Source organism: Corynebacterium aurimucosum (assembly GCF_046895345.1).
GTDB lineage: Bacteria > Actinomycetota > Actinomycetes > Mycobacteriales > Mycobacteriaceae > Corynebacterium > Corynebacterium aurimucosum_G.
The window spans coordinates 2,192,672-2,210,927 of sequence record NZ_CP160096.1 but is presented as its reverse complement, the minus strand read 5'-3'; the positions used below and the strand labels follow the sequence as shown (position 1 = coordinate 2,210,927).

At 61.4% G+C, this 18,256-nt stretch carries 17 protein-coding genes and 1 tRNA gene; 5 read left to right on the top strand and 13 right to left on the bottom strand.

Annotation, left to right across the window (positions count from 1 at the left end):
- Positions 1 to 312: 312 nt before the first annotated feature.
- Positions 313 to 1,236: a methylenetetrahydrofolate reductase gene (locus ABZS45_RS10435; RefSeq protein ID WP_412099759.1), complete on the top strand. Its 924-nt coding sequence runs from the start codon at positions 313 to 315 to the stop codon at positions 1,234 to 1,236.
- Complete coding sequence (metE, locus tag ABZS45_RS10430; RefSeq protein WP_412099757.1) at positions 1,233 to 3,497, top strand: 5-methyltetrahydropteroyltriglutamate--homocysteine S-methyltransferase; 2,265 nt, start codon at positions 1,233 to 1,235, stop codon at positions 3,495 to 3,497. Before ABZS45_RS10435 ends, metE begins: the two co-directional genes overlap by 4 nt.
- A gap of 27 nt (positions 3,498 to 3,524) precedes the next feature.
- Here metE and ABZS45_RS10425 read toward each other — a convergent pair whose 3' ends face one another.
- Positions 3,525 to 4,163, bottom strand: coding sequence for an HAD family hydrolase (locus ABZS45_RS10425; RefSeq protein WP_412099756.1), 639 nt, complete (start codon positions 4,161 to 4,163; stop codon positions 3,525 to 3,527).
- Between the two features lie 69 nt (positions 4,164 to 4,232).
- On the opposite strand from ABZS45_RS10425, the gene ABZS45_RS10420 reads away from it, so the two are divergent.
- Together ABZS45_RS10420 and ABZS45_RS10415 are read left to right on the top strand one after the other, a co-directional pair.
- Positions 4,233 to 4,763: a peptidylprolyl isomerase gene (locus ABZS45_RS10420; protein ID WP_039672975.1), complete on the top strand. Its 531-nt coding sequence runs from the start codon at positions 4,233 to 4,235 to the stop codon at positions 4,761 to 4,763.
- 71 nt (positions 4,764 to 4,834) lie between these two features.
- Positions 4,835 to 5,479 (top strand): rhomboid family intramembrane serine protease, encoded by a 645-nt coding sequence (locus tag ABZS45_RS10415; RefSeq protein WP_412099755.1) that lies wholly within the window; start codon positions 4,835 to 4,837, stop codon positions 5,477 to 5,479.
- Between the two features lie 933 nt (positions 5,480 to 6,412).
- Here ABZS45_RS10415 and ABZS45_RS10410 read toward each other — a convergent pair.
- The 12 genes from ABZS45_RS10410 to ABZS45_RS10355 form a co-directional block, all read right to left on the bottom strand.
- Entirely contained in the window at positions 6,413 to 6,658 is a 246-nt protein-coding gene (locus ABZS45_RS10410) for a ribbon-helix-helix domain-containing protein (protein WP_412099754.1), read from the bottom strand.
- Positions 6,659 to 6,710: 52 nt separating this feature from the next.
- Positions 6,711 to 7,364, bottom strand: coding sequence for a response regulator transcription factor (locus tag ABZS45_RS10405; protein WP_412099753.1), 654 nt, complete (start codon positions 7,362 to 7,364; stop codon positions 6,711 to 6,713).
- 12 nt (positions 7,365 to 7,376) lie between these two features.
- The gene (locus ABZS45_RS10400) at positions 7,377 to 7,586 is read right to left on the bottom strand and encodes a hypothetical protein (protein WP_412099752.1); all 210 of its coding nucleotides are present in this window, start codon (positions 7,584 to 7,586) and stop codon (positions 7,377 to 7,379) included.
- 48 nt (positions 7,587 to 7,634) lie between these two features.
- Positions 7,635 to 8,711, bottom strand: a complete 1,077-nt coding sequence (locus ABZS45_RS10395; protein ID WP_412099751.1) for a sensor histidine kinase — start codon at positions 8,709 to 8,711, stop codon at positions 7,635 to 7,637.
- A 15-nt stretch (positions 8,712 to 8,726) separates the two neighbouring features.
- Positions 8,727 to 9,002 carry a cell division protein CrgA gene (gene crgA, locus ABZS45_RS10390; RefSeq protein ID WP_010188168.1) on the bottom strand — a complete coding sequence of 92 codons (276 nt, stop codon included), beginning with the start codon at positions 9,000 to 9,002 and terminating at the stop codon, positions 8,727 to 8,729.
- Positions 9,003 to 9,070: 68 nt separating this feature from the next.
- Positions 9,071 to 11,011, bottom strand: coding sequence for a Stk1 family PASTA domain-containing Ser/Thr kinase (pknB, locus tag ABZS45_RS10385; protein ID WP_412099750.1), 1,941 nt, complete (start codon positions 11,009 to 11,011; stop codon positions 9,071 to 9,073).
- A gap of 6 nt (positions 11,012 to 11,017) precedes the next feature.
- A complete protein-coding gene (locus ABZS45_RS10380) occupies positions 11,018 to 12,430 on the bottom strand; it encodes a serine/threonine-protein kinase (protein ID WP_412099749.1) in 1,413 nt (470 codons plus the stop codon).
- On the bottom strand, positions 12,430 to 13,860 hold the full coding sequence (locus ABZS45_RS10375; protein WP_412099747.1) for a penicillin-binding transpeptidase domain-containing protein: 1,431 nt from the start codon (positions 13,858 to 13,860) through the stop codon (positions 12,430 to 12,432). The genes ABZS45_RS10380 and ABZS45_RS10375 overlap by 1 nt, the downstream gene beginning before the upstream one ends.
- On the bottom strand, positions 13,857 to 15,209 hold the full coding sequence (locus ABZS45_RS10370; RefSeq protein ID WP_412099746.1) for an FtsW/RodA/SpoVE family cell cycle protein: 1,353 nt from the start codon (positions 15,207 to 15,209) through the stop codon (positions 13,857 to 13,859). Before ABZS45_RS10370 ends, ABZS45_RS10375 begins: the two co-directional genes overlap by 4 nt.
- Positions 15,210 to 16,535, bottom strand: coding sequence for a PP2C family protein-serine/threonine phosphatase (locus ABZS45_RS10365; protein ID WP_412099745.1), 1,326 nt, complete (start codon positions 16,533 to 16,535; stop codon positions 15,210 to 15,212).
- Positions 16,532 to 16,984 (bottom strand): FHA domain-containing protein, encoded by a 453-nt coding sequence (locus ABZS45_RS10360; protein ID WP_070645077.1) that lies wholly within the window; start codon positions 16,982 to 16,984, stop codon positions 16,532 to 16,534. Before ABZS45_RS10360 ends, ABZS45_RS10365 begins: the two co-directional genes overlap by 4 nt.
- 44 nt (positions 16,985 to 17,028) lie before the next feature.
- Complete coding sequence (locus tag ABZS45_RS10355; RefSeq protein WP_412099744.1) at positions 17,029 to 17,853, bottom strand: DUF3662 and FHA domain-containing protein; 825 nt, start codon at positions 17,851 to 17,853, stop codon at positions 17,029 to 17,031.
- Positions 17,854 to 18,085: 232 nt separating this feature from the next.
- On the opposite strand from ABZS45_RS10355, the gene ABZS45_RS10350 reads away from it, so the two are divergent.
- Positions 18,086 to 18,170: transfer RNA gene (locus tag ABZS45_RS10350), tRNA-Leu, on the top strand.
- The last annotated feature ends 86 nt before the right edge of the window (positions 18,171 to 18,256 follow it).

Below are 18,256 nucleotides of genomic sequence, written 5' to 3'. Positions count from 1 at the left end.
ACTGAAGTGACTTTTCGGCGGGGCACTGTATATGCGCGCCCGCGTTAGCGCTGGGTACTCCCTTTCAGCGTAGTGGTGGCGCGCAGGTCCCGCCACCAGATGCTCCAGGTCGCGAGCTGTCCAAAGAAAATAGACAGCTTTGTACGGATGGACCGGGTTTTTATTCACTAGCGCTATGGGCTAACAGTGCAGCTGACTGGGTTCTAAAGGTATTACCAATATTAAAAGCCTTTCGTGTGAAATGGACAGCTTGGTACATTTTGGGGCATCAACACCGATGACCGACCACGCTAACCTGCAGAGGAGGTGAGCATGTCCCCGCGACTTTCCGCATCCGCACCACTAGACCAAATCAGCGAAGATACGCCTAAACGTCGAGAGCGCACCGCTCTCTCCTTCGAGGTGATCCCGCCGCGCCACGATGCGGACGCTGCCAAGATTGACCGCTTGCTGGCCACGCTCGCCACGTATAACCCCGACTACATCGCAGTCACCAGCTCCCAACGCTCTGGGTGGCTGGAGGGAACCGCAGCCTTCATTGAGAAGATCTCGCGCGATACAGCGATGCGCCCGCTGGCCCACCTGGCCTGCACCGCCGGCACAGAGGAAGAGCTCGTTGGCTGGATCGACACGCTGGTCGACGCCGGCGTCCGCGGCCTCCTTGCCCTCCGCGGCGACCTTCCGGAGGGCGGCATGCCCGAAGGGCACCTGCCGCACGCCGATTCCCTGGTCCGGCTCATCCGCCGCTGGGAATCCGACCGCGTGGCGCGCTTGGCAGCCGGCCGCTTGGCGGTGGGCGTGGCTTGCTACCCCAACGGCCACGCCGAGTCCGCCACGCCGGACGAGGACATCGACGTTCTTTTGGCCAAGCAGCGTCTCGGCGCAGACTTCGCCATCACCCAGCTTTTCTTCGACGCGGAGGATTACGTCCGCTTTGCCCAGCGCGCTCGGCTGGCGGGTGTGCGCATTCCGCTCATCCCCGGGATCATGCCGATGACGAGCCGTGCTCGGGTGGAGCGAATGTGCCAGCTGTCCGGGTTGGACGGGCCGACCAAGGTCCTTGACCAACTCGCGGCAGCGACCTCCCCCGAGGAAGAGAAAGAAATCGGCATGCAGATTACAGCCAAACTGGCTAAGTCGGTGATGAACGCCGGCGCCGACGGGCTGCACATCTACACGCACAACAATCCAGACATTACGACTGACCTGCTCAACCGAATTGGAGTCACCCCATGACCGCATCCTTCCCTAAGGCCACGATTGAGGGCTACCCGCGCGTCGGCGCTCACCGCGAGCTCAAGCGTGCGTTGGAGTCCTACTGGTCCGGCAAGATTGACGCCGAGACCTTCGAATCCGCCGCGCACTCCCTGCGCCTTGACACCTATGCCCGCCTCAAGGAGCTGGGCCTCACTGAGGATTACGCCATTCCGGCTGACGTCGCCTACTACGACCATGTCCTCGAGACCGCACTGACCGTGGGCGCCGCCGAGGGCGAGAGCCTCGATGATGAGTTCACCCTGGCCCGCGGTAACAAGGACACAGCGCCGCTGGAGATGACCAAGTGGTTCGACACTAACTACCACTACATCGTTCCCGAGATCACCGATGACCAGACCTTTAGCGCGCGCCCGCAACGCGTGCTGAAGATTGTGGAGGAGGCTCGTGCCGCCGGTCATACCGTCCGCCCAGTCCTCGTCGGCCCGGTGACCCTGCTGGCCCTGTCTAAGCAGGCTGAGGGCGCCACCAAGCAGCCCCTGGACCACCTCGATCAGGCAGTCGAGTCCTACCTCACCGTTTTGGCTGAGCTTCACGACGCCGGCGTCGAGTGGATCCAGCTCGCCGAGCCGGCCCTGGTCGCCGACCTCGCCGCCGCTGACGACGCCACTTTGGCTGCCGCACTCAAGACCGCCTACGGCCGCATCTTGGGCGCGGAGAAGCGCCCGCAGGTTTACCTGACCACGCCCTATGGTTCCCTCAACGCTGGCCTCGACGCCATCGTTGAGCTTAAGCCGGAAGCGGTCCAGGTCGATCTTTCCGTGGGCACCCTGGCCCTAGACAACTCCTACCTCGAGCGCGTGGCCAAGCTCGCCGAGGCCACCCACCTCGCCGCCGGCCTGGTCGACGGCCGCAATGTCTGGGCCGCGAACCTCCGCGACTTGCGCGAGAAGCTGGAGACCCTGGGCGAAGGCGTTTCCGTGACCACCTCCGTGTCCCTGCAGCACGTGCCGCACACCGTGGAGGCGGAGACTTCCCTGCCGGTGGACGTCGCCACCTGGTTCGCTTTTGCTGATGAGAAGATCCGCGAGGTTGTAGCACTCGCCGCCGGCCCGCTCGATGCCCCAGAGGCTTATGCGCAGGCCGACCGCGCCGTGCGCACCCGCGCCGAGTCCTCCCGTACCCATGACCAGGCAGTACAGGATCGCACTGCGCAGTTGCCGGAGGGCCAGGTTCAGCGCCAGCCGGAGTTCGCCGAGCGCAACAAGGCCCAGGAAGCCCTCGGCCTGCCACAGCTGCCAACCACCACCATCGGTTCCTTCCCGCAGACTGCTGAGATTCGCGCCGCCCGCGCCGCACACCGCAAGGGCGAGCTCTCCGACGCCGACTACACCGAGGCACTGCGCAACGAGGTGAAGTCCGTCATCGAGCTGCAGGAGCGCTTGGGCCTGGACGTCCTGGTCCACGGCGAGCCGGAGCGCAACGATATGGTGCAGTACTTCGCTGAGCTTCTCGACGGCTTCGTCGTCACCGAGAACGGCTGGGTCCAGTCTTATGGCTCCCGGTGCACCCGTCCGCCAATCGTCGTCGGTGACATCTCCCGCCCGAAGGCCATGACCACCGAGTGGGCGAAGTTCGCGCAGTCCCTGTCCGAAAAGCACGTCAAGGGCATGCTCACCGGCCCGGTGACCATCCTGGCCTGGTCCTTCGTGCGCGATGACGTTCACCAGTCCGTCTCCGCCGACCAGCTCGGCGTGGCGCTGGCCGACGAAGTCCGCGACCTCGAGGAGGCCGGCATCGACATCATCCAGATCGACGAGCCCGCCCTGCGCGAGCTGCTGCCGCTGCGCGAGCAGGACCGCAAGGCCTACCTCGACTGGGCGGTGCGTTCCTTCCGCCTCGTAGCACTCGAGGCCAAGCCGACCACCCAGATCCACACGCACCTGTGTTACTCGGAGTTTGGCCAGATCATCGACGCCGTCGCCGGCTTGGACGCCGACGTCACCTCCATCGAGGCGGCCCGCTCCCGCATGGAGCTGCTCGAGGACATCGATGAGAAGTTCCACTCCGAGATCGGCCCGGGCATTTACGATATCCATTCCCCGCGCATCCCGTCCGTGGCGGAAATGGCCGAGCTCATCCGCGCAGCGCTGAAGAACGTGCCGGTCGAGCGCCTCTGGGTCAACCCGGACTGCGGCCTCAAGACCCGCGGCTATGAGGAAACCGAGGCCTCTCTGCGCAACATGGTCCTTGCCCGCGACGAGGTTCGCGCCAGCCTCTAGGGGTTTAAATCTTTGGATTTAAACCTTTTAAAAGTAGTTCATCGCCGTCAGCTCACTGAGCGCGGCGATGTCTCCGTTTCCGGACCTGTCGAAGTGCAGTGCCTTGAGCCCCGCGGCCCGGGCGCCTTCGACATCATTGGCCACCGAATCACCGATCATCAGAGTGGAGCCAGGCTCCACTTCAAGTCGCCGACAAGCCTCAAGGTAGGCCTCTCGGTGCGGCTTCGGATGACCCATCTCCACGGTGGGAAAGAGCTCCACTTCTGGCAGGTCGAGCCCGCCCGCCTTTAGCTTTCCCTCCTGCATCTCACGAGCCCCGTTCGTCAAAACGCCCACTTTGAGGCCTCGGGACAGGACATGCCGGAGGGTGGGGAGGGCGTCGTCAAGCGCCCGCCAGTGCTTCTCGTACGCGGCCAGGTACTTGGCGTATTCCGCCAGCGCCTCCTGCTCCGTCATCTCGGGACGGCCCAGGAACTCGCGGCAGCGCTCGACTCGTTGTCCTTGGTGGGTGACCTCGCCGCGTTCGTAGGCGGCGAACCATTTCCTTTCAATCTCCGCGAAGCGCTCATGGTGCCCTCCCGGTAGCCACTCCTCAACGGCCGCATGCATCGCGGCGGTGTGGTCCATGAGGGTGTCATCGAGATCGAAGAGAATGGCGCGGATCATGCTTGTAACCCTACGCAGATCGCTCACAGCGTCGTGCCGGAACGGCGCGGTGGGCGAATTTTCCATACAATGGCTGGCATGACTCAGAAGACCGCAACTGCAACGATGCACACCAACTACGGTGACATTGTTATCGACCTGTTCGGTAACCACGCACCGGTAACCGTTGAGAACTTCATCGGCCTGGCCAAGGGCGAGAAGGACTACACCACCCAGAACGCCAAGGGCGAGCAGTCCGGCCCGTTCTACGATGGCGCTATTTTCCACCGCGTCATCGACCAGTTCATGATCCAGGGCGGTGACCCGACCGGCACCGGCCGTGGCGGCCCCGGCTACCAGTTCCAGGATGAGTTCCACCCGGAGCTGCAGTTTGACCGCCCGTTCCTGCTGGCCATGGCGAATGCCGGCCCGGGCACCAACGGCTCCCAGTTCTTCATCACCGTGGCGCCGACCCCGCACCTGAACAACCACCACACCATCTTCGGTGAGGTCACCGATGCGGCTTCCCAGGAAGTCGTGTCCAAGATTGCTAAGGTCTCCACCGACCGCATGGACCGTCCGGCTGAGGACGTTGTCATCGAGTCCATTGAGATCGCCTAAGCGTTCTTAGCTTTTCATCCGAGCCCGCTGCCACGTGATGTGGTGGCGGGCTCGTTGTTTTAGGAGTCTGCGTGAAGAATTATCTCCGTTCGGCACCGGCCACCCTGGTGCTCATGGTGCTGTGCATCGGTGCTTGGTGTGCCACGGCCATCCAAGGCTCGTCCCTCTTCGCGCCCTACTATCGCAGCATGCTGGCTCAAGACTGGACGCTGTGGGGCCCTGACGTGTCCGCGCACCCCACAACTGTCATTACCGCGGGCTTTATGCATCTCGACGCCGGGCACCTCTTGGTCAACATGGTGATGCTGTTCTTTGTGGGCAGGGAAGTAGAACGCGCCCTGGGCAGCGCGCTGTATGTGGCGGCCTATCTCATCTCCATCGTGGGCTCTTCTGCCGCAGTGCTGTGGATGGATTACGGCACACCTACGGTGGGCGCCTCCGGTGCCCTCTTTGCGCTCATGGGTCTACTCATTGGTGTGTACCGCAGTCGCGGTCTTGACCTGCGCGCGCCCATCGTCCTCGTGGTGGCCAACGTTGTCTACAGCTTCGTGGCGGAGAATGTCTCCGTGTGGGGGCACTTGGGTGGCTTGCTCACAGGACTGCTGTTGGCACCATTCCTCTTTCGCCAACGTGCGTGGCTGCGGTGGCTGGGGATATGGCTTATTGCTGTCGGGGTAGCCGTGTTAGCGGCGCTGCGAGCTGGGCTTTGGGGATAACTCGGGCGTGTTATCCACCAAAACCTTTGTGCGAAAGAATTCCACATAAGTTATCCACATTGTGGATAACTACATTTTTGTAATTTACCGAACGTGTGCGCCAAGATAACCGCAGATCAGCAGCTTAATCGGTTGTGTTCGAAGTTTTTGTGCGGGCTGTGGGAAGCGTGAAAACACTTATCCACAGGGTGTGGAGAAAAGCTGTGGAATTCGTTTTCCACAGAGTTATCCCCACCCTGTGGATAACTTTGTACCCAAGGTGTTAACAGCGCTCCGGTTGCGGGGTGTTTGGCATGTCTTAGGCCGATTTGGTGCGGGAAACCCGACCCCACCGCCGAAAACCACCAGGTAGCAGCGCTAAGAGTAGCGTTGCTCATCTACCCACGGCCTAAGTCGGGTCACAACTCATGGCCTGAGAGCATTGCACGTCTCTTCGCGAAACGGATTACCTTCTTCGTTCCCCTCGCAACATGCAACGTCTGTGTATCTCCATCAACATGCTGGAGGAGTTTGGCAAAAGGCATCTGACAAAAGGCATCAGTCATAAGGCGTCTTCACGGCTGAAAACGCCATTTACTCATTGCAGATGGCGTTTTTAGACCCAAAGATGTCTTTTGCCAGATGCCTTCTGTAGGACGCCTTCCTGGCTTAGATTGATTTAGTGCGGAACACCCCCACTCCGCCTCCGAGAGTCGCCAGGTAGCAGCGTCAAGAGTGGCGTTGCTCACCCACCCGTGGCCTTGGTCGGGTCCCTACCTAACCAAGGTGTTAACCGTGCTCCGGCTGCGGGGTGGGAGGTGACCAAAAATCAGGCAGTTTGTAGTAGAGCCTGACTTTGAGCGCTAGTCGAGCAGAGCGCGGTACTGCTTGTGGGCCTTCATGGAATGAATGATGGCCTCGGTCCCATCGAAACCGAGACGAAGTTTCGCTATTCTAGGTGGCTTTTCTTAGTGCTTCACGGATTGCCTGTGACCTAGACCATCCATGGGTTGCGGCATACTTATCCAGGTCCGCAATTTCATTGGGTGAAAGGCGAATCGAGACAATTTTCGCGGCTTTATTGTCGCGGGGTTTCCGCCCCCGAGTACGAAGAGTCTCCACGTCGTAACCCTTTTCGGCTTCCGTTACCCATTTATCAATTTGCTCTTCGCTGATCGGTTGTCCATTGATAGTTTTCATAACCTTAATCGTATTACGAAAAAGGGGTTCTGTCGCTAGAGTGAAGTTCAGACTAGGAGCCAGCGCCACCCAGAATCTTTGTCACTAGGTTCAGGCGTGTGCTGGCGCCGAAGATGGTGATGAGGCGTGAGACGTGCTTTTTCACGGCGGACTCGGAATAGTGGGTGGCGGCGGCGATCTCTGAATTGGAGTTGCCGGCGAGGAGGAGCTTGAGGACGGCTATTTCGGCGTCGTGAAGCTCGTGGCTCTCAATGGCGGCGGCGACGGGATCGCGTGGGGTGGCGGGTGCCCCAATGTAGTCGACCAAACGGTGCATGGCGGCGGGTGCCACGACGGTGCCGCCCTCTACGGCGGCGCGAACCGCTTCGATGATTGAGCGCGGGCGCTGGTTCTTCAAGATATAGCCTGCGCCGCCCGCCCGCAGGATCTTCAGCATCGTGTCATCCGAGTCGAAGGCGGTCACCGCCAAAAACGTCGGGGGATTCGGCGCGGAGTTTAGGTGCCTGAGCAGCGTGATGCCGTCCATGTGCGGCATGTGAATATCGGCGAGGACGAGGTCCGGCTTGGCTTCTTCAAGCTGGGCCAAGCAATCCGCGCCATTGGTTGCCTCACCGACCACCGTGATGTCTTCGGTGGTCTGGAAATAGACGCGGAGCGTCGAGCGAACGAGCTCATCATCGTCAACGAGGAAAACCCGAATGCTCATGGGCGAAACAGTTTAGCCGCACCACCAGCGCTGGGGGCTGGTGGAGCACCGGAAGTGGTCGGTGAATTCGCCCGCGAAAGACTTGTAGAAGGTGAATCCGGTGGACTCAGTGTTCTCAGTAGCGGTGTCAACGGTGGTTTCAGCAGGAGCCTCAGCAGCGCTGGCGATTGGCGTGGAAAACAGTACGAGAGCTGCGGCGGCAACGGCGAGGGAAGTACGCATGTCAAACCTTTTGGAATTTAAGAAACGGCGGACTACCGCGAAAGCTTACTATATTTTTCTGAGGCTGGCGGTGGGAAGAGAAAGGCGTGTGACCCAGTGCTCGCCTTCTTTGCCGCTGCCGAAGCTGCCGTGCATCCGGCGAACGCGGCGGGCGATTTCGCCCAAGCCCAGATTCGTCGTCATGTATTGGCGTGATTGCTGAGCCGCAATCACGGACGTGATCATCACGTCGATGGTCTTGGAGGTGCTCGTTGCCTCGATGCTTACACGGGATTCAGGGCAGGCGTACTTGAGTATGTTCACGGCGAGTTCGGAGAACACGAGGGATAGCTTTTCCGGCAGCGCAAGCTGGCCATTCTTGCCCACTGTTATCTGCGGCTCGCACCGAAAACCATGACTGCTCAGGAAGCTGACCATAGTGTCGAGGTCTTCCTCCAGCGACTTGACCCCCTTGGTCACGCTTTCGTTCTTCATCACGCGCAATAGATCACGCACCTCACCCATGGCGCGGCGGGCGTCGTCAGCAATTGCCTCCGCGGAGTCGGCCGCTGAGGGATCCGTTTGGGTTAGTGCCAAGGTTTCGGAGCGCATGACCACGGAGGTTAAGGTCGCGGCGACCGAATCATGGAGGGCTGTCATAAGCGCCTCGCGCTCTTCTGCGGCGCGTTGCTCAGCGGCAAGACGCTGGTCCCGGGTTTTGCGTAGCGCAGCCCCAATGACGATGGCCACCGCATACAAGACGAGCGGCGTCGACAGGTTTAACGGGTCGAAGTCAGGCAGAAAATTAATCGAAGGATCCGTAGTGACGAGGTATGTGTACGCCACCGCTGGGGGAACGGCCCACAGCCAGCGTGTACGAAACGCCACGATGCCCACGATGACGGGGCTCCACGCGAAGAGCAGGAATGACCGCCAATCGGAAAACCACATCGCCAGCGCAAAAAGCGCACCGTACCCGCAGGCCGCCGCAAGTGGGCGGCGGATGGCCAGCGGCGTCAGGGAAACGCCGAGGCCCGCAAGTACAAGTGCGCCGGGGGTGAGAAAGCTTTTGTCTACCGTGACGGTGAGCATCACCAAAATGATGCAGCCAACGCCGGCGATGCTATAGAACTTCGAGGAGTTCATCGGCGACGCTGAAAGTTAACGCCAGCCCATCGTCATCAACAGACCGATGATGGCCAGGCCGAAGCCGATGCCGTAATTCCACGGTCCCAGCTCCTGCATGAACGGAATGGACTCGCCTGCTAGGTAGTTGACCACCAGCCAGAGCAGGCCGAGGAGCATGAGGCCCAGCATGATGGCGATGTACCACTTCGGGGTGCCCTCAGAGTTGATCTTGACCGGCGTGCGGTTAGTAGCAGAACTGGAGGACTGCGGGAGTGCGGAGCCCTCCGTCGTGATCTTGGACTTTGGCATTGTTACACCTTCACGAAGAATAGGGGTGGTTAATCTGTGAGATACCTTAGCAGCTGCGGCATTGAGAGCTACTGCGGCAGCAGTGCTGCCGGGTCAAACTCCCAGAAGCGGACGTGGATGGTTTCATCCTTGCGGATAACATCGCCGCGGTTTGCCGACGCCCACCCAATCTTGTCACTGTCGATCGGGTTAGACGTTGGGATGCGCTCGCCCACGTCGAGGGAGCCGGACCAGCCCTTGGCGCGCAGCGCGGATTCGGCCTCCTGCTGCGTGGAATGCGTAATATCCGGTGCCTGGATGAGCATCGCGTTGGAAACCTCCAGGGTGACCTGGCTGCCCTTGGGTAACTTCTGGCCCTCCTCGACGACCCGGAGCACCTGGTTCTCCGGCAACTCAGAATCCACCGAATTCACGGTGACGTCAAAGTCCATGGAGGACAGCATGTCTACTGCGCGATCACGGTCCATGCCGCTGACGTCCGGAACGCTGACTTCCTTCTGACCCTTGGACACCGTGATGCGTACCTTCGAACCCTTGGATAGCTGCGCGCCGCCCGCTGGGTTCTGGGAAATGATCTCGCCCGCGGGTGCCTCATCATTTACCTGCTCCACGTCGGTATTCAGCTCCAAGCCGGCTTCCTCCAGCGCAGTGGTAGCTTCATCCAGCTTCATGCCGGTGAGATCAGGGACCTCAGTGACCTCCTTGCCGGAGGAGACCGTCAGCGTGACCGAGGAGTTTTTCTGCAGCTCCGAGCCCTCCGCCGGGTTGATGCGGATGACCTTGCCTCGCGCTACGTCGGGGCTGGGCTCCTCGTTGATGCTCACCAGAAGGCCGAGCTTTTCCAGCTCTTCCACCACTTCATTGCGCGGGCGGTTGGCCACCTTCGGGATAGTCACCATGTTCGCGCGCTGGGCTGCTTCATGCTGTTCTTGCTCGCGCTCGCGGGCCTCCTGGCGGGAGCTATCCCAGAAATCCCAGGCAAAATAGCCAATGATGGCTACGAGGGCGGCGGCGAGCAACGCCGCCAGCCACTTGAGACCGGAGCCGGATTCCTCATCGTCGGAGGGGCGGGTGGAGGCCACCGGCGCGCGGTGTTGCGCGGCCACGGGTGCCACCATCGTGGTGGGGTGATCTTCGTCGTTGACGTGGGAGCGCGCCGCTTCCGGCAGCTGGCCTTGCGCCAAACGATCAAGATCATCGCCCATCTCCCAGGCGGATTGGTAGCGGTCCGCAGGGTGCTTGGCCATTGCCGTGAGCACGACGGCGTCGACGCCAAGGCGCTCTCTCTCCGTGAGCTCTTCGTCGATGAGCTCCGAGGGGGGCGTTGGATCCTCCTGCACGTGCTGGTAGGCCACAGCGAAGGGCGTTTCACCTTCAAACGGGGTGCGCCCAGTGACCGTTTCATACATGACGCAGCCCAGAGCGTAGACGTCGGAGCGGGCGTCGGCAGGCTTGCCACGGGCCTGTTCCGGGGAAAGATACTGCGCGGTACCGATGACAGCAGAGGTTTGCGTCATCGCCGACGTGGAATCATCCAGCGCGCGGGCGATGCCGAAGTCCATGACCTTCACCTGGCCGGTGTTGGTCAGCATGATGTTGGCCGGCTTGATATCGCGGTGAATGATCCCGGCCTCGTGGGAGGACTGGAGGGCCTCCGCCACCGGCTTGAGCACGTGCGCGGCCTCCGCCACCGACATGGGGCCATCTTCTCGGACAATGTCGCGCAAGGTGCGGCCCTGTACGTATTCCATGACGATATACGGCACTATCAGGCCGTCGACGTCCTTTTCGCCCGTATCGAAGACGGCGACGATGTTCGGGTGGTTGAGCTTGCCGGAGTTCTGGGCCTCGCGGCGGAATCGCTCACGGAAGTTAGCGTCCCGCGCCATGTCAGGGCGCAGCATCTTGATGGCAACAGTGCGCCCCAAGACAGAGTCTTCGGCCTCGTAGACCTCGGACATGCCGCCGGAGCCGATGGACTGGCGGAGGTGGTACCGATCACTGACCATGGCGGGTTACTGGCCTCCCTGTAGTGCGGATTCTTCGGTGGGGTTGTTCTGTGAGTCTAGTTCGGGTTCGGGCAGTGGGCTGCCATCGACCTGCGGTTGCGTCTCCTCGGTAGGGAGCGCGGGTGGCTCCTGTTGCGTTGTGCGATGCGCAGTTGTGGGTGGGGAGGGGATGACCGAGTGCGTCGTGGTGACGGTGACTTGAGTAGGTTCCTCCTCCACGGTGGTGATCTCAACGGTCTCAGGGGCTTCTGTTTCCTCTTCTTCCGTTGTTTCCGGCTCCACCGTTTCGGTCACAATGACCTCCGTTGGTGTGGGCTGTGGGGTCGGTGTCGTGTTCCCCCACAGCCTATAAGCCATGAACCCGATCGCCACGAGGGCCGCGATAGCCACCGCGATGAGCAAACCTGTGCCGAAACCTCCCTGCTTGGCGGGGCGCTCCTCCGTCTGGGGTGCAGAAACGGCCGGACGCACCGTGGTGGGGTGAGCCATGCTGGCCAGCATTTCCGTGGACGCGGAGGGCGAAGGTTCGGCAGCGACGGGCGCGAGCGCCGCGGATTTCGGCTGCGGTGGACGCTGGCCTTGGCGCACGGCGGAGATCGCGTTGGTGAATTCGTTGCCATCGGCGAAACGGGTGTTCGGGTCCTTGCGCAGGGCCATGCCGATCAGTTCACGGGTGGGCGCGCTAATCGACGTCGACAAGGGCTCCGGCGCTTGACTAATGTGCGCCAGCGCCACCGATACGGAAGAGTCGCCGCTGAAGGGGCGCTTGCCGGCCAACATTTCATAGCCCACGACACCGAGCGAATAGACGTCGGAGGACGGGCCAACCTCATAGCCTTGGGCCTGCTCGGGAGAGACGTATTGGGCGGTGCCGACGACCATGCCGGTGCGGGTAAGAGGCACCGCGGCGGCGGCTTTGGCGATGCCAAAGTCGGTGATCTTGACCTGCCCATTCTGGGTGATCATGAGGTTGCCGGGTTTGATGTCGCGGTGCACAAGCCCCATGTGGTGGATCACGGAGAGGCCGTGGGAGGCCTGCTCCATGACGTCGAGCGCCAAAGTCTCCGGGAGTGCGCCCTCGCGTGCCAGCAAGTCCGCCAGGGATTCGCCGCGAATGTACTCCAGGGCCATGTAGCAGAAGGTGCGGCCGTTGTCCTCGAGCTCGCGATAGTCGTAGGTAGCCACAACGTTGTCGGAATTAATAGATTCCGCAGCTTTGGCCTCGTTGCGGAAGCGCGAGAGGAACTCATTGTTATCGGAGAACTCAGGGCGCAGGACTTTGAGGGCTACCTCGCGGTCATTGCGAACGTCATCCGCTAACCACACCGTGGACATGCCGCCGTGGCCGACTATCCACTGCAGCTGATAGTCCTCACCAATCAGCGCTTGGAGGTGTTCCTTATTATCTGCACTACTCACTACTGCTCACCTCCGTATGCGCGCAAGATGGCGCGGCCGATGGGGGCGGAAACTTGGCCGCCGGTAGCGCCTTCACCAAGATGCCCGCCGTCCTTGACTACGACGCCGACAGCGATGTCCTTGTCTGGATCGAAAGCCACGTACCACGCGTGCGGGGCGAGGCCGTCGCCGTGCTCGGCTGTACCGGTCTTGGACGCAAAACCGTTGCCGTCAAATCCAAAGGTATTTCGCTCGGAGGCAAACATGAGGTCCTTGATGGTATTGGCGGTGTCCTCGCTGACTGCCTCCGCGGCCTGACGTGGTTTGGTAGCGCGTAGTTCCTTCATTTGGGCATCGGTGATGCGGTTGATGAGGTAAGGCTCCATGCGCTTTCCCTTGTTGGCGATGGTGCCGGCCATGATTGCTGCCTGGAGCGCTGACATCGTCACGTCGCGTTGGCCGATGGCGGATTGGGCGACTTGGGCGCCGTCGCTCAGCTCGCCGAGCGCGCCGGCGGACGTGCCTACGCCGAGGGAGTACTTCTCACCTATGCCGAAGCCTTCGGCGTACTTGCGGAGCTCATCGGCGCCGATGCTCTCTGACATCTGCACAAAGGCCGTGTTGCAGGACAACGCGAAGGCCGTTTGCAGCGTCACGCTTTCCGCGCCGGCACAGGACTGGTTGCCGTAGTTGGTCAGTTCCGTGACGGTATCGGGCAGCGTGATGGACGCCGCGCCGGTCAGCGTAGAGTTCGGGTCGAAACCGTTGTTGAGGCCGGCGGCGGTGGTGATGATCTTAAAAATTGAGCCCGGGGGCAGGGTGTCCTGCGCGGCGTGGTTAACCAGCGGCGTGCCCTCCTGGTTCTGTAGCTGTTCCCACCTCTCGTTGGCGTTATCGCCGAGGAGGTCGGACACGTTGAAGCTCGGGGTGGAGGCCATGGCCAGGATCTTGCCCGTCGAGGGCTGGATGGCGACGGCCGCGCCGTTATAGCCCGGTCCAGCGAGCTGATCGTAGGCGGCCCGCTGCAGGGCGGGGTCGATGGTGACCTCGACGTTCGCGCCCATCTGGGGCTTGCCGGAGAGCACATCGAGCCAGTTGCGCGCCAGCAGCGAATCATCCTTGCCATTGAGGATGTCATTCTGGGAGGCCTCCAGCTGTGAGGCTCCGAAGCGTTCCGAGAGGTAGCCCGTGATGTTGGCGAAGGCCGGGGAGTCAGCAGGGTAGGAGCGGGAGTAGTTGCCCTCGGCGTCGGCCGTGGACTGCGCCAGGACCGTGTTGCCGGCGAAGATCTGGCCGCGCGGAGTCGTGCGCATTTCCAAGAAGCCGCGGACGTTCTTGGGGTTGTGGGCGTATTTATCGGTGGAAAATGCCTGCACCACCGTGAGGTTCACGAGGAGTATGGCGGTGAGCAGCAGAGCGAAGAGGGAGACGAGGCGGATCGATCGGTTCATCGGCTTGCCTCCTGGACGGCAGGAAACATGGACGTGTCAGTGGGTGCGTTTGAGCTCAGCTCACGCGCCGGGCGGCGGGCCGCGTTCGAGATACGCAGCAGGATAGCCAGCAGCATGTAGTTAGCCATGAGAGAGGAACCACCCGCAGACATGAACGGCGTGGTCAAGCCCGTCATGGGCAGCAGCGCGGAGATACCGCCGGTGACGACGAAAACCTGCACAGCCAAGGTGAGCGAGAGGCCCGAGGAAACCAGCTTGCCATAGGTATCACGGCAGGTCAGCGCGGTGCGGAAGCCGCGGGAGACGAGCATGGCAAACAGCACCAGTACCGCGGTAAGGCCAATGAGGCCGAATTCCTCGCCAATGCCAGCCAGGATGAAGTCCGAGTGCGCTACCGGAACCATGTCTGGGTGGCCCTGGCCTAAGCCGGTGCCGGTGATGCCGCCGGAGGACATGCCGAAGAGCGCTTGGGAGAGCTGGTAGCCGGTGGAATCATAATTAGCCAGCGGATCCAGGAAGTTGGAGAAGCGCTGTTGGATCTTCTCCGATACCTGGTAGATGCCGAAGCCACCGACGCCCACGAGGATGATGCCAATGAGCAGCCAGCTCACGCGGTTGGTGGCCATGAAGAGCATGCCGAGCACGGTGCTAAACAGCAGCAAGGCCGGGCCGAAGTCATTCGAAATGCCCATGATGACAATGGCAATACCCCAGATCACCAGGATGGGAGCGAGATCCCGCAGGCGCGGCAACGAAATGCCAAGGAACTTGTAGCCAGCCACCGTAAACAGCGAACGCTTCTGGGTCAGCAGCATGGCGAAGAACAAGATCAACAAGATCTTGGAAAACTCACCTGGCTGGATAGAAAATGGCCCGAGCCATAGCCAAATGCGGGCTTCCACGCCTGGCGGTTGCGGCCATACTAACGGCAGTGCAAGGAGGATCAGGCCGAGCGCGCCCAAGATATAGGAATACCGCGTCAGTGACCGGTGATCACGCAGGAGAACGAGAACCAGCGCGAAGAGAATGAGGCCCACGATGGTCCACATCACCTGCCGCACCGCCAACCCACCGCCATTCGCCAGGTCGAGGCGCTGCAATAAGATGAGCCCGGTGCCGTTGAGCACCGCGACGATAGGCAGCATGAGCTGATCTGCGTAGGGCGCTAGGAAGCATAGCACCAAGTGGGCGACGGCAAAGACGCCGATGAAGCCGCCGATCAGGTAGAGCACATCGAGGGTCAGCACGTTGCCCTGGGAGAGCTCAACGCTGACCAAGGTGATGGCGAAAACCACGGTAGCCAGCACGAGCAGGCCGAATTCGGTGCCACGGGAGAAGAATTTACTCATCTACTTCACCTCCCGGCAGTTTCCTTTAGACGCGTCTTTATCTTTTCCGTCTTTCGAAGCCTTCGGGCAGGGCTTGAGCGCCTTGTCCGAGAGCTGCGAAAGCTGCGTCTGCACCTCGTCATAAGAACCGGAGGGCAAGTTGCCCACGGCGGCACGTTCCGATTCGGGCAAATCACTCAGCGTGAAGGGCGCGAAATCGCCGTCGCAGGCGCCGTGCCCCAACTTGAGCGAGTTGTCTTTGCTCAAGCAGGCATTTTGGTACGTGTGGTGCAAAGGTCGGCCAAAGATCTCGTAGTCTGCGCCTTCCTGGATGGTGAGGACGCCGTTAGCATCCGCGGTGACGTAGTAGTTATTGCTCAGGTAATTCTTCATCCAGAGCCCGCCGCAGATGACCAGCACGATGATGATGGCCAGGCAAGCAATGACCTTCCACCCAATCCGGCTTCGCTGTGGCCGCCGCTGTGGTTCCTCCTGGGGTTTCTCCTCAGCGGCCTGTGCTTTTGGGGGCGATATCAGCTTCGCTGCACGGCTTGCGGAGGAATCCGGGTGCGTCGGCTCTGGGACGACGCCCTGGATCGCGCCCACGGTCATGGGGGCGTTCTCATCACCCTCTCCCTCCACGACCTCAGCCAACACGATGGTGACGTTGTCCGGGCCGCCGGAGCGCAGCGCCAGATCCCGCAGGGTTGTGGCGGCCTCTTCGACCGTTCCCTGCTTTAGCGCTTGCTCGATGGTAGAGGCCGTCACCGGATCCGAAAGGCCATCGGAGCATAAGAGGAGGCGGTCGCCCGGGGCCGCGTCAAGCATAAAGAGCGTCGGCTCCACCGGGCGGCCCGTGTAGGCCTTGAGGATCAACGACTTCTGCGGGTGGGAGGACACATCCTCCGGATCGAGCTTGCCCTCGTCCACCAGGGACTGCACATAGGTGTCATCCTTGGTGATCTGAGTCAGCTTGCCCTCACGCAGCCGGTAGCCGCGGGAATCACCCACGTGGCACACGCCGAACTCGGAGCCGTTAAAGAGCAGGGCGGTCAGCGTGGTGCCCATGCCCTCGGTCTCCGGGTGCTCGTCCACGTGCTCGCGGATCGCCGCATTGGCATCCTCCGCCGCTGCGCCGAGCAGCGCCAGCATGTCATTATCGCCCGGATTCCGCTCGAGGGAGGCCATGTGCTCCACCATGGTGGTGGAGGCGACCTCGCCGGCGGCGTGGCCACCCATGCCGTCGGCAAGCACCAGCAGGTGCGGGCCCGCGTGGGCGGAATCCTCGTTGTTTTCGCGGACCAGTCCGCGGTCCGTCACTGCAGTAAAAGTCAGGCTTAAAGTCATGCCATCAACCTCACGGTCGTTCGGCCAAGTTTGATATCGGAGCCGACTCCGACTCGTTCTGGCTGGTCAATGCGAACGCCACCAACAAAGGTGCCGTTGCGGGATTCGAGGTCCTCCACGAACCACTCGCTGCCCCTGCGGAACAGGCGGGCGTGGTGGCCGGAGGAGAAGTCATCACCAGTGACAAAGTCACAGTCCTGCGCGCGGCCCATCGTACAGTCCTCGAGCGTGCCCAGTTCCATGTGGGAACCACGCAGCGGCCCGTCCACGATGGTGATCTCACGCGGCGCTTCGCGACGCCTCTGGGATCCCTTCACCGGGGACGATGCCTGATAGACGCCGGCAGCCTTATTGGCGTCGCGGCGCATGGCGTTGAGCGCGACCAAGATAAACAGCCACAACAACACCAGCAGGCCGATGCGCAGCGAGAGCAGCACGATCGAATCCATGAAAAGTCCTTACGCTAAAAATCTGTGAACGTTGCCGGGGTGGCTTAATAGCCTTGGCCCTCGAGGCCGGTGATGCGTACCTCGATGTGGGAGTGGCCGAGGGTGATCACGTCGCCGTCGGCAAGCAGCCAGTTCTCAATCGGGGTGTCGTTCACGGTGGTGCCATTCGTGGATTGCAGGTCCACCAGCACGGCGTCCTGGCCGTTCCAGGTGATCTCCGCGTGCTGGCGGGAGACACCGGTATCGGGCAGGCGCAGGTCCGCGTCATTGCTGCGTCCCAGGATGTTGGAGCCTTCCTGCACGTGGTAGACGCGGGAGGACCCGTCCTGCAGCATGAGCGTCACCGCAGGGCCCTGCGGTGCAGGCTCGTTCGGGGTGGGGGCCATGAACGCGGTGGTTGCGGCCTCATCGGCGTTGTGCGGCTGGGTCATAGAGTCCTCCTGACCATGGTCGTGGTGGAAAATCGCATCGAATCCGGTTTCTTCGGTGGGCTCGTGATCCAAAAAAGAGGACACGCGCAACTGCCCAGTCCGCAGCCCCGATTCCTCCGCGATGCGGACGATGACCGGCCCGGCGAGGGACCAGCCACTGTTACGGATGAAGCGGGTGAGCTGATCAGCTAGATCCTTGGGAACATCCCGGTCTTGGGAGAGGTTCTCGATGTCCTTGGAGGATACGCCGACGGTCATGACGTTGGGGCTGTACAGCTTGCCGTCATCACCGCGGGACAAATTGTCCTGCGCCTCCTGCTTGAGAAGCTCCTCAATCTCAGCGGGGACGACTTTACCGCCGAAGACAAAGGCCATGCCGTTGTCCAGGCTGCGTTGTAGCGAGGAATCCAACTTTGCCAGTTTGTCCAGTAATGCCATGTAGCCGTCCCCTCCTTTCGGAATCGTGATCTTCTAAGGGAAACCCACACTGCAACAGTGCGGATACAGCGATACAGCAGCGATCAGTATAGGTTGCTTTCCTCATATAAACGTAGACGCGGAGCCTAAAGTTCCCTGTATTTTCCGGAAAAACTTTGTCTTTGCCAGCGGATTTGTCGATTTAATGGGGGCGCATGCTAGAGTTAATTGGTCGCCAAGACATCAATACCCTGCCCGGGTGGCGGAATTGGCAGACGCGCTGGCTTCAGGTGCCAGTGTCCTTATAGGACGTGCGGGTTCAAGTCCCGCCCCGGGCACGCTGAGCAGTTGTACAAACTGCGACACCGGAGGTAACAAACTCGAAAGAGGGAGTGACCTCCGGTTTCTTTGTTTTTCTGTCCCT

Excerpts from the sequence above, each read along its gene's own strand:
- ABZS45_RS10435 (WP_412099759.1), top strand. The coding sequence starts at position 313 with ATGTCCCCGCGACTTTCCGCATCCGCACCACTAGACCAAATCAGCGAA.
- metE (WP_412099757.1), top strand. The coding sequence starts at position 1,233 with ATGACCGCATCCTTCCCTAAGGCCACGATTGAGGGCTACCCGCGCGTC.
- ABZS45_RS10425 (WP_412099756.1), bottom strand. The coding sequence starts at position 4,163 with ATGATCCGCGCCATTCTCTTCGATCTCGATGACACCCTCATGGACCAC.
- ABZS45_RS10420 (WP_039672975.1), top strand. The coding sequence starts at position 4,233 with ATGGCTGGCATGACTCAGAAGACCGCAACTGCAACGATGCACACCAAC.
- ABZS45_RS10410 (WP_412099754.1), bottom strand. The coding sequence starts at position 6,658 with ATGAAAACTATCAATGGACAACCGATCAGCGAAGAGCAAATTGATAAA.
- ABZS45_RS10405 (WP_412099753.1), bottom strand. The coding sequence starts at position 7,364 with ATGAGCATTCGGGTTTTCCTCGTTGACGATGATGAGCTCGTTCGCTCG.
- ABZS45_RS10400 (WP_412099752.1), bottom strand. The coding sequence starts at position 7,586 with ATGCGTACTTCCCTCGCCGTTGCCGCCGCAGCTCTCGTACTGTTTTCC.
- ABZS45_RS10395 (WP_412099751.1), bottom strand. The coding sequence starts at position 8,711 with ATGAACTCCTCGAAGTTCTATAGCATCGCCGGCGTTGGCTGCATCATT.
- crgA (WP_010188168.1), bottom strand. The coding sequence starts at position 9,002 with ATGCCAAAGTCCAAGATCACGACGGAGGGCTCCGCACTCCCGCAGTCC.
- pknB (WP_412099750.1), bottom strand. The coding sequence starts at position 11,011 with ATGGTCAGTGATCGGTACCACCTCCGCCAGTCCATCGGCTCCGGCGGC.
- ABZS45_RS10375 (WP_412099747.1), bottom strand. The coding sequence starts at position 13,860 with ATGAACCGATCGATCCGCCTCGTCTCCCTCTTCGCTCTGCTGCTCACC.
- ABZS45_RS10370 (WP_412099746.1), bottom strand. The coding sequence starts at position 15,209 with ATGAGTAAATTCTTCTCCCGTGGCACCGAATTCGGCCTGCTCGTGCTG.
- ABZS45_RS10365 (WP_412099745.1), bottom strand. The coding sequence starts at position 16,535 with ATGACTTTAAGCCTGACTTTTACTGCAGTGACGGACCGCGGACTGGTC.
- ABZS45_RS10360 (WP_070645077.1), bottom strand. The coding sequence starts at position 16,984 with ATGGATTCGATCGTGCTGCTCTCGCTGCGCATCGGCCTGCTGGTGTTG.
- ABZS45_RS10355 (WP_412099744.1), bottom strand. The coding sequence starts at position 17,853 with ATGGCATTACTGGACAAACTGGCAAAGTTGGATTCCTCGCTACAACGC.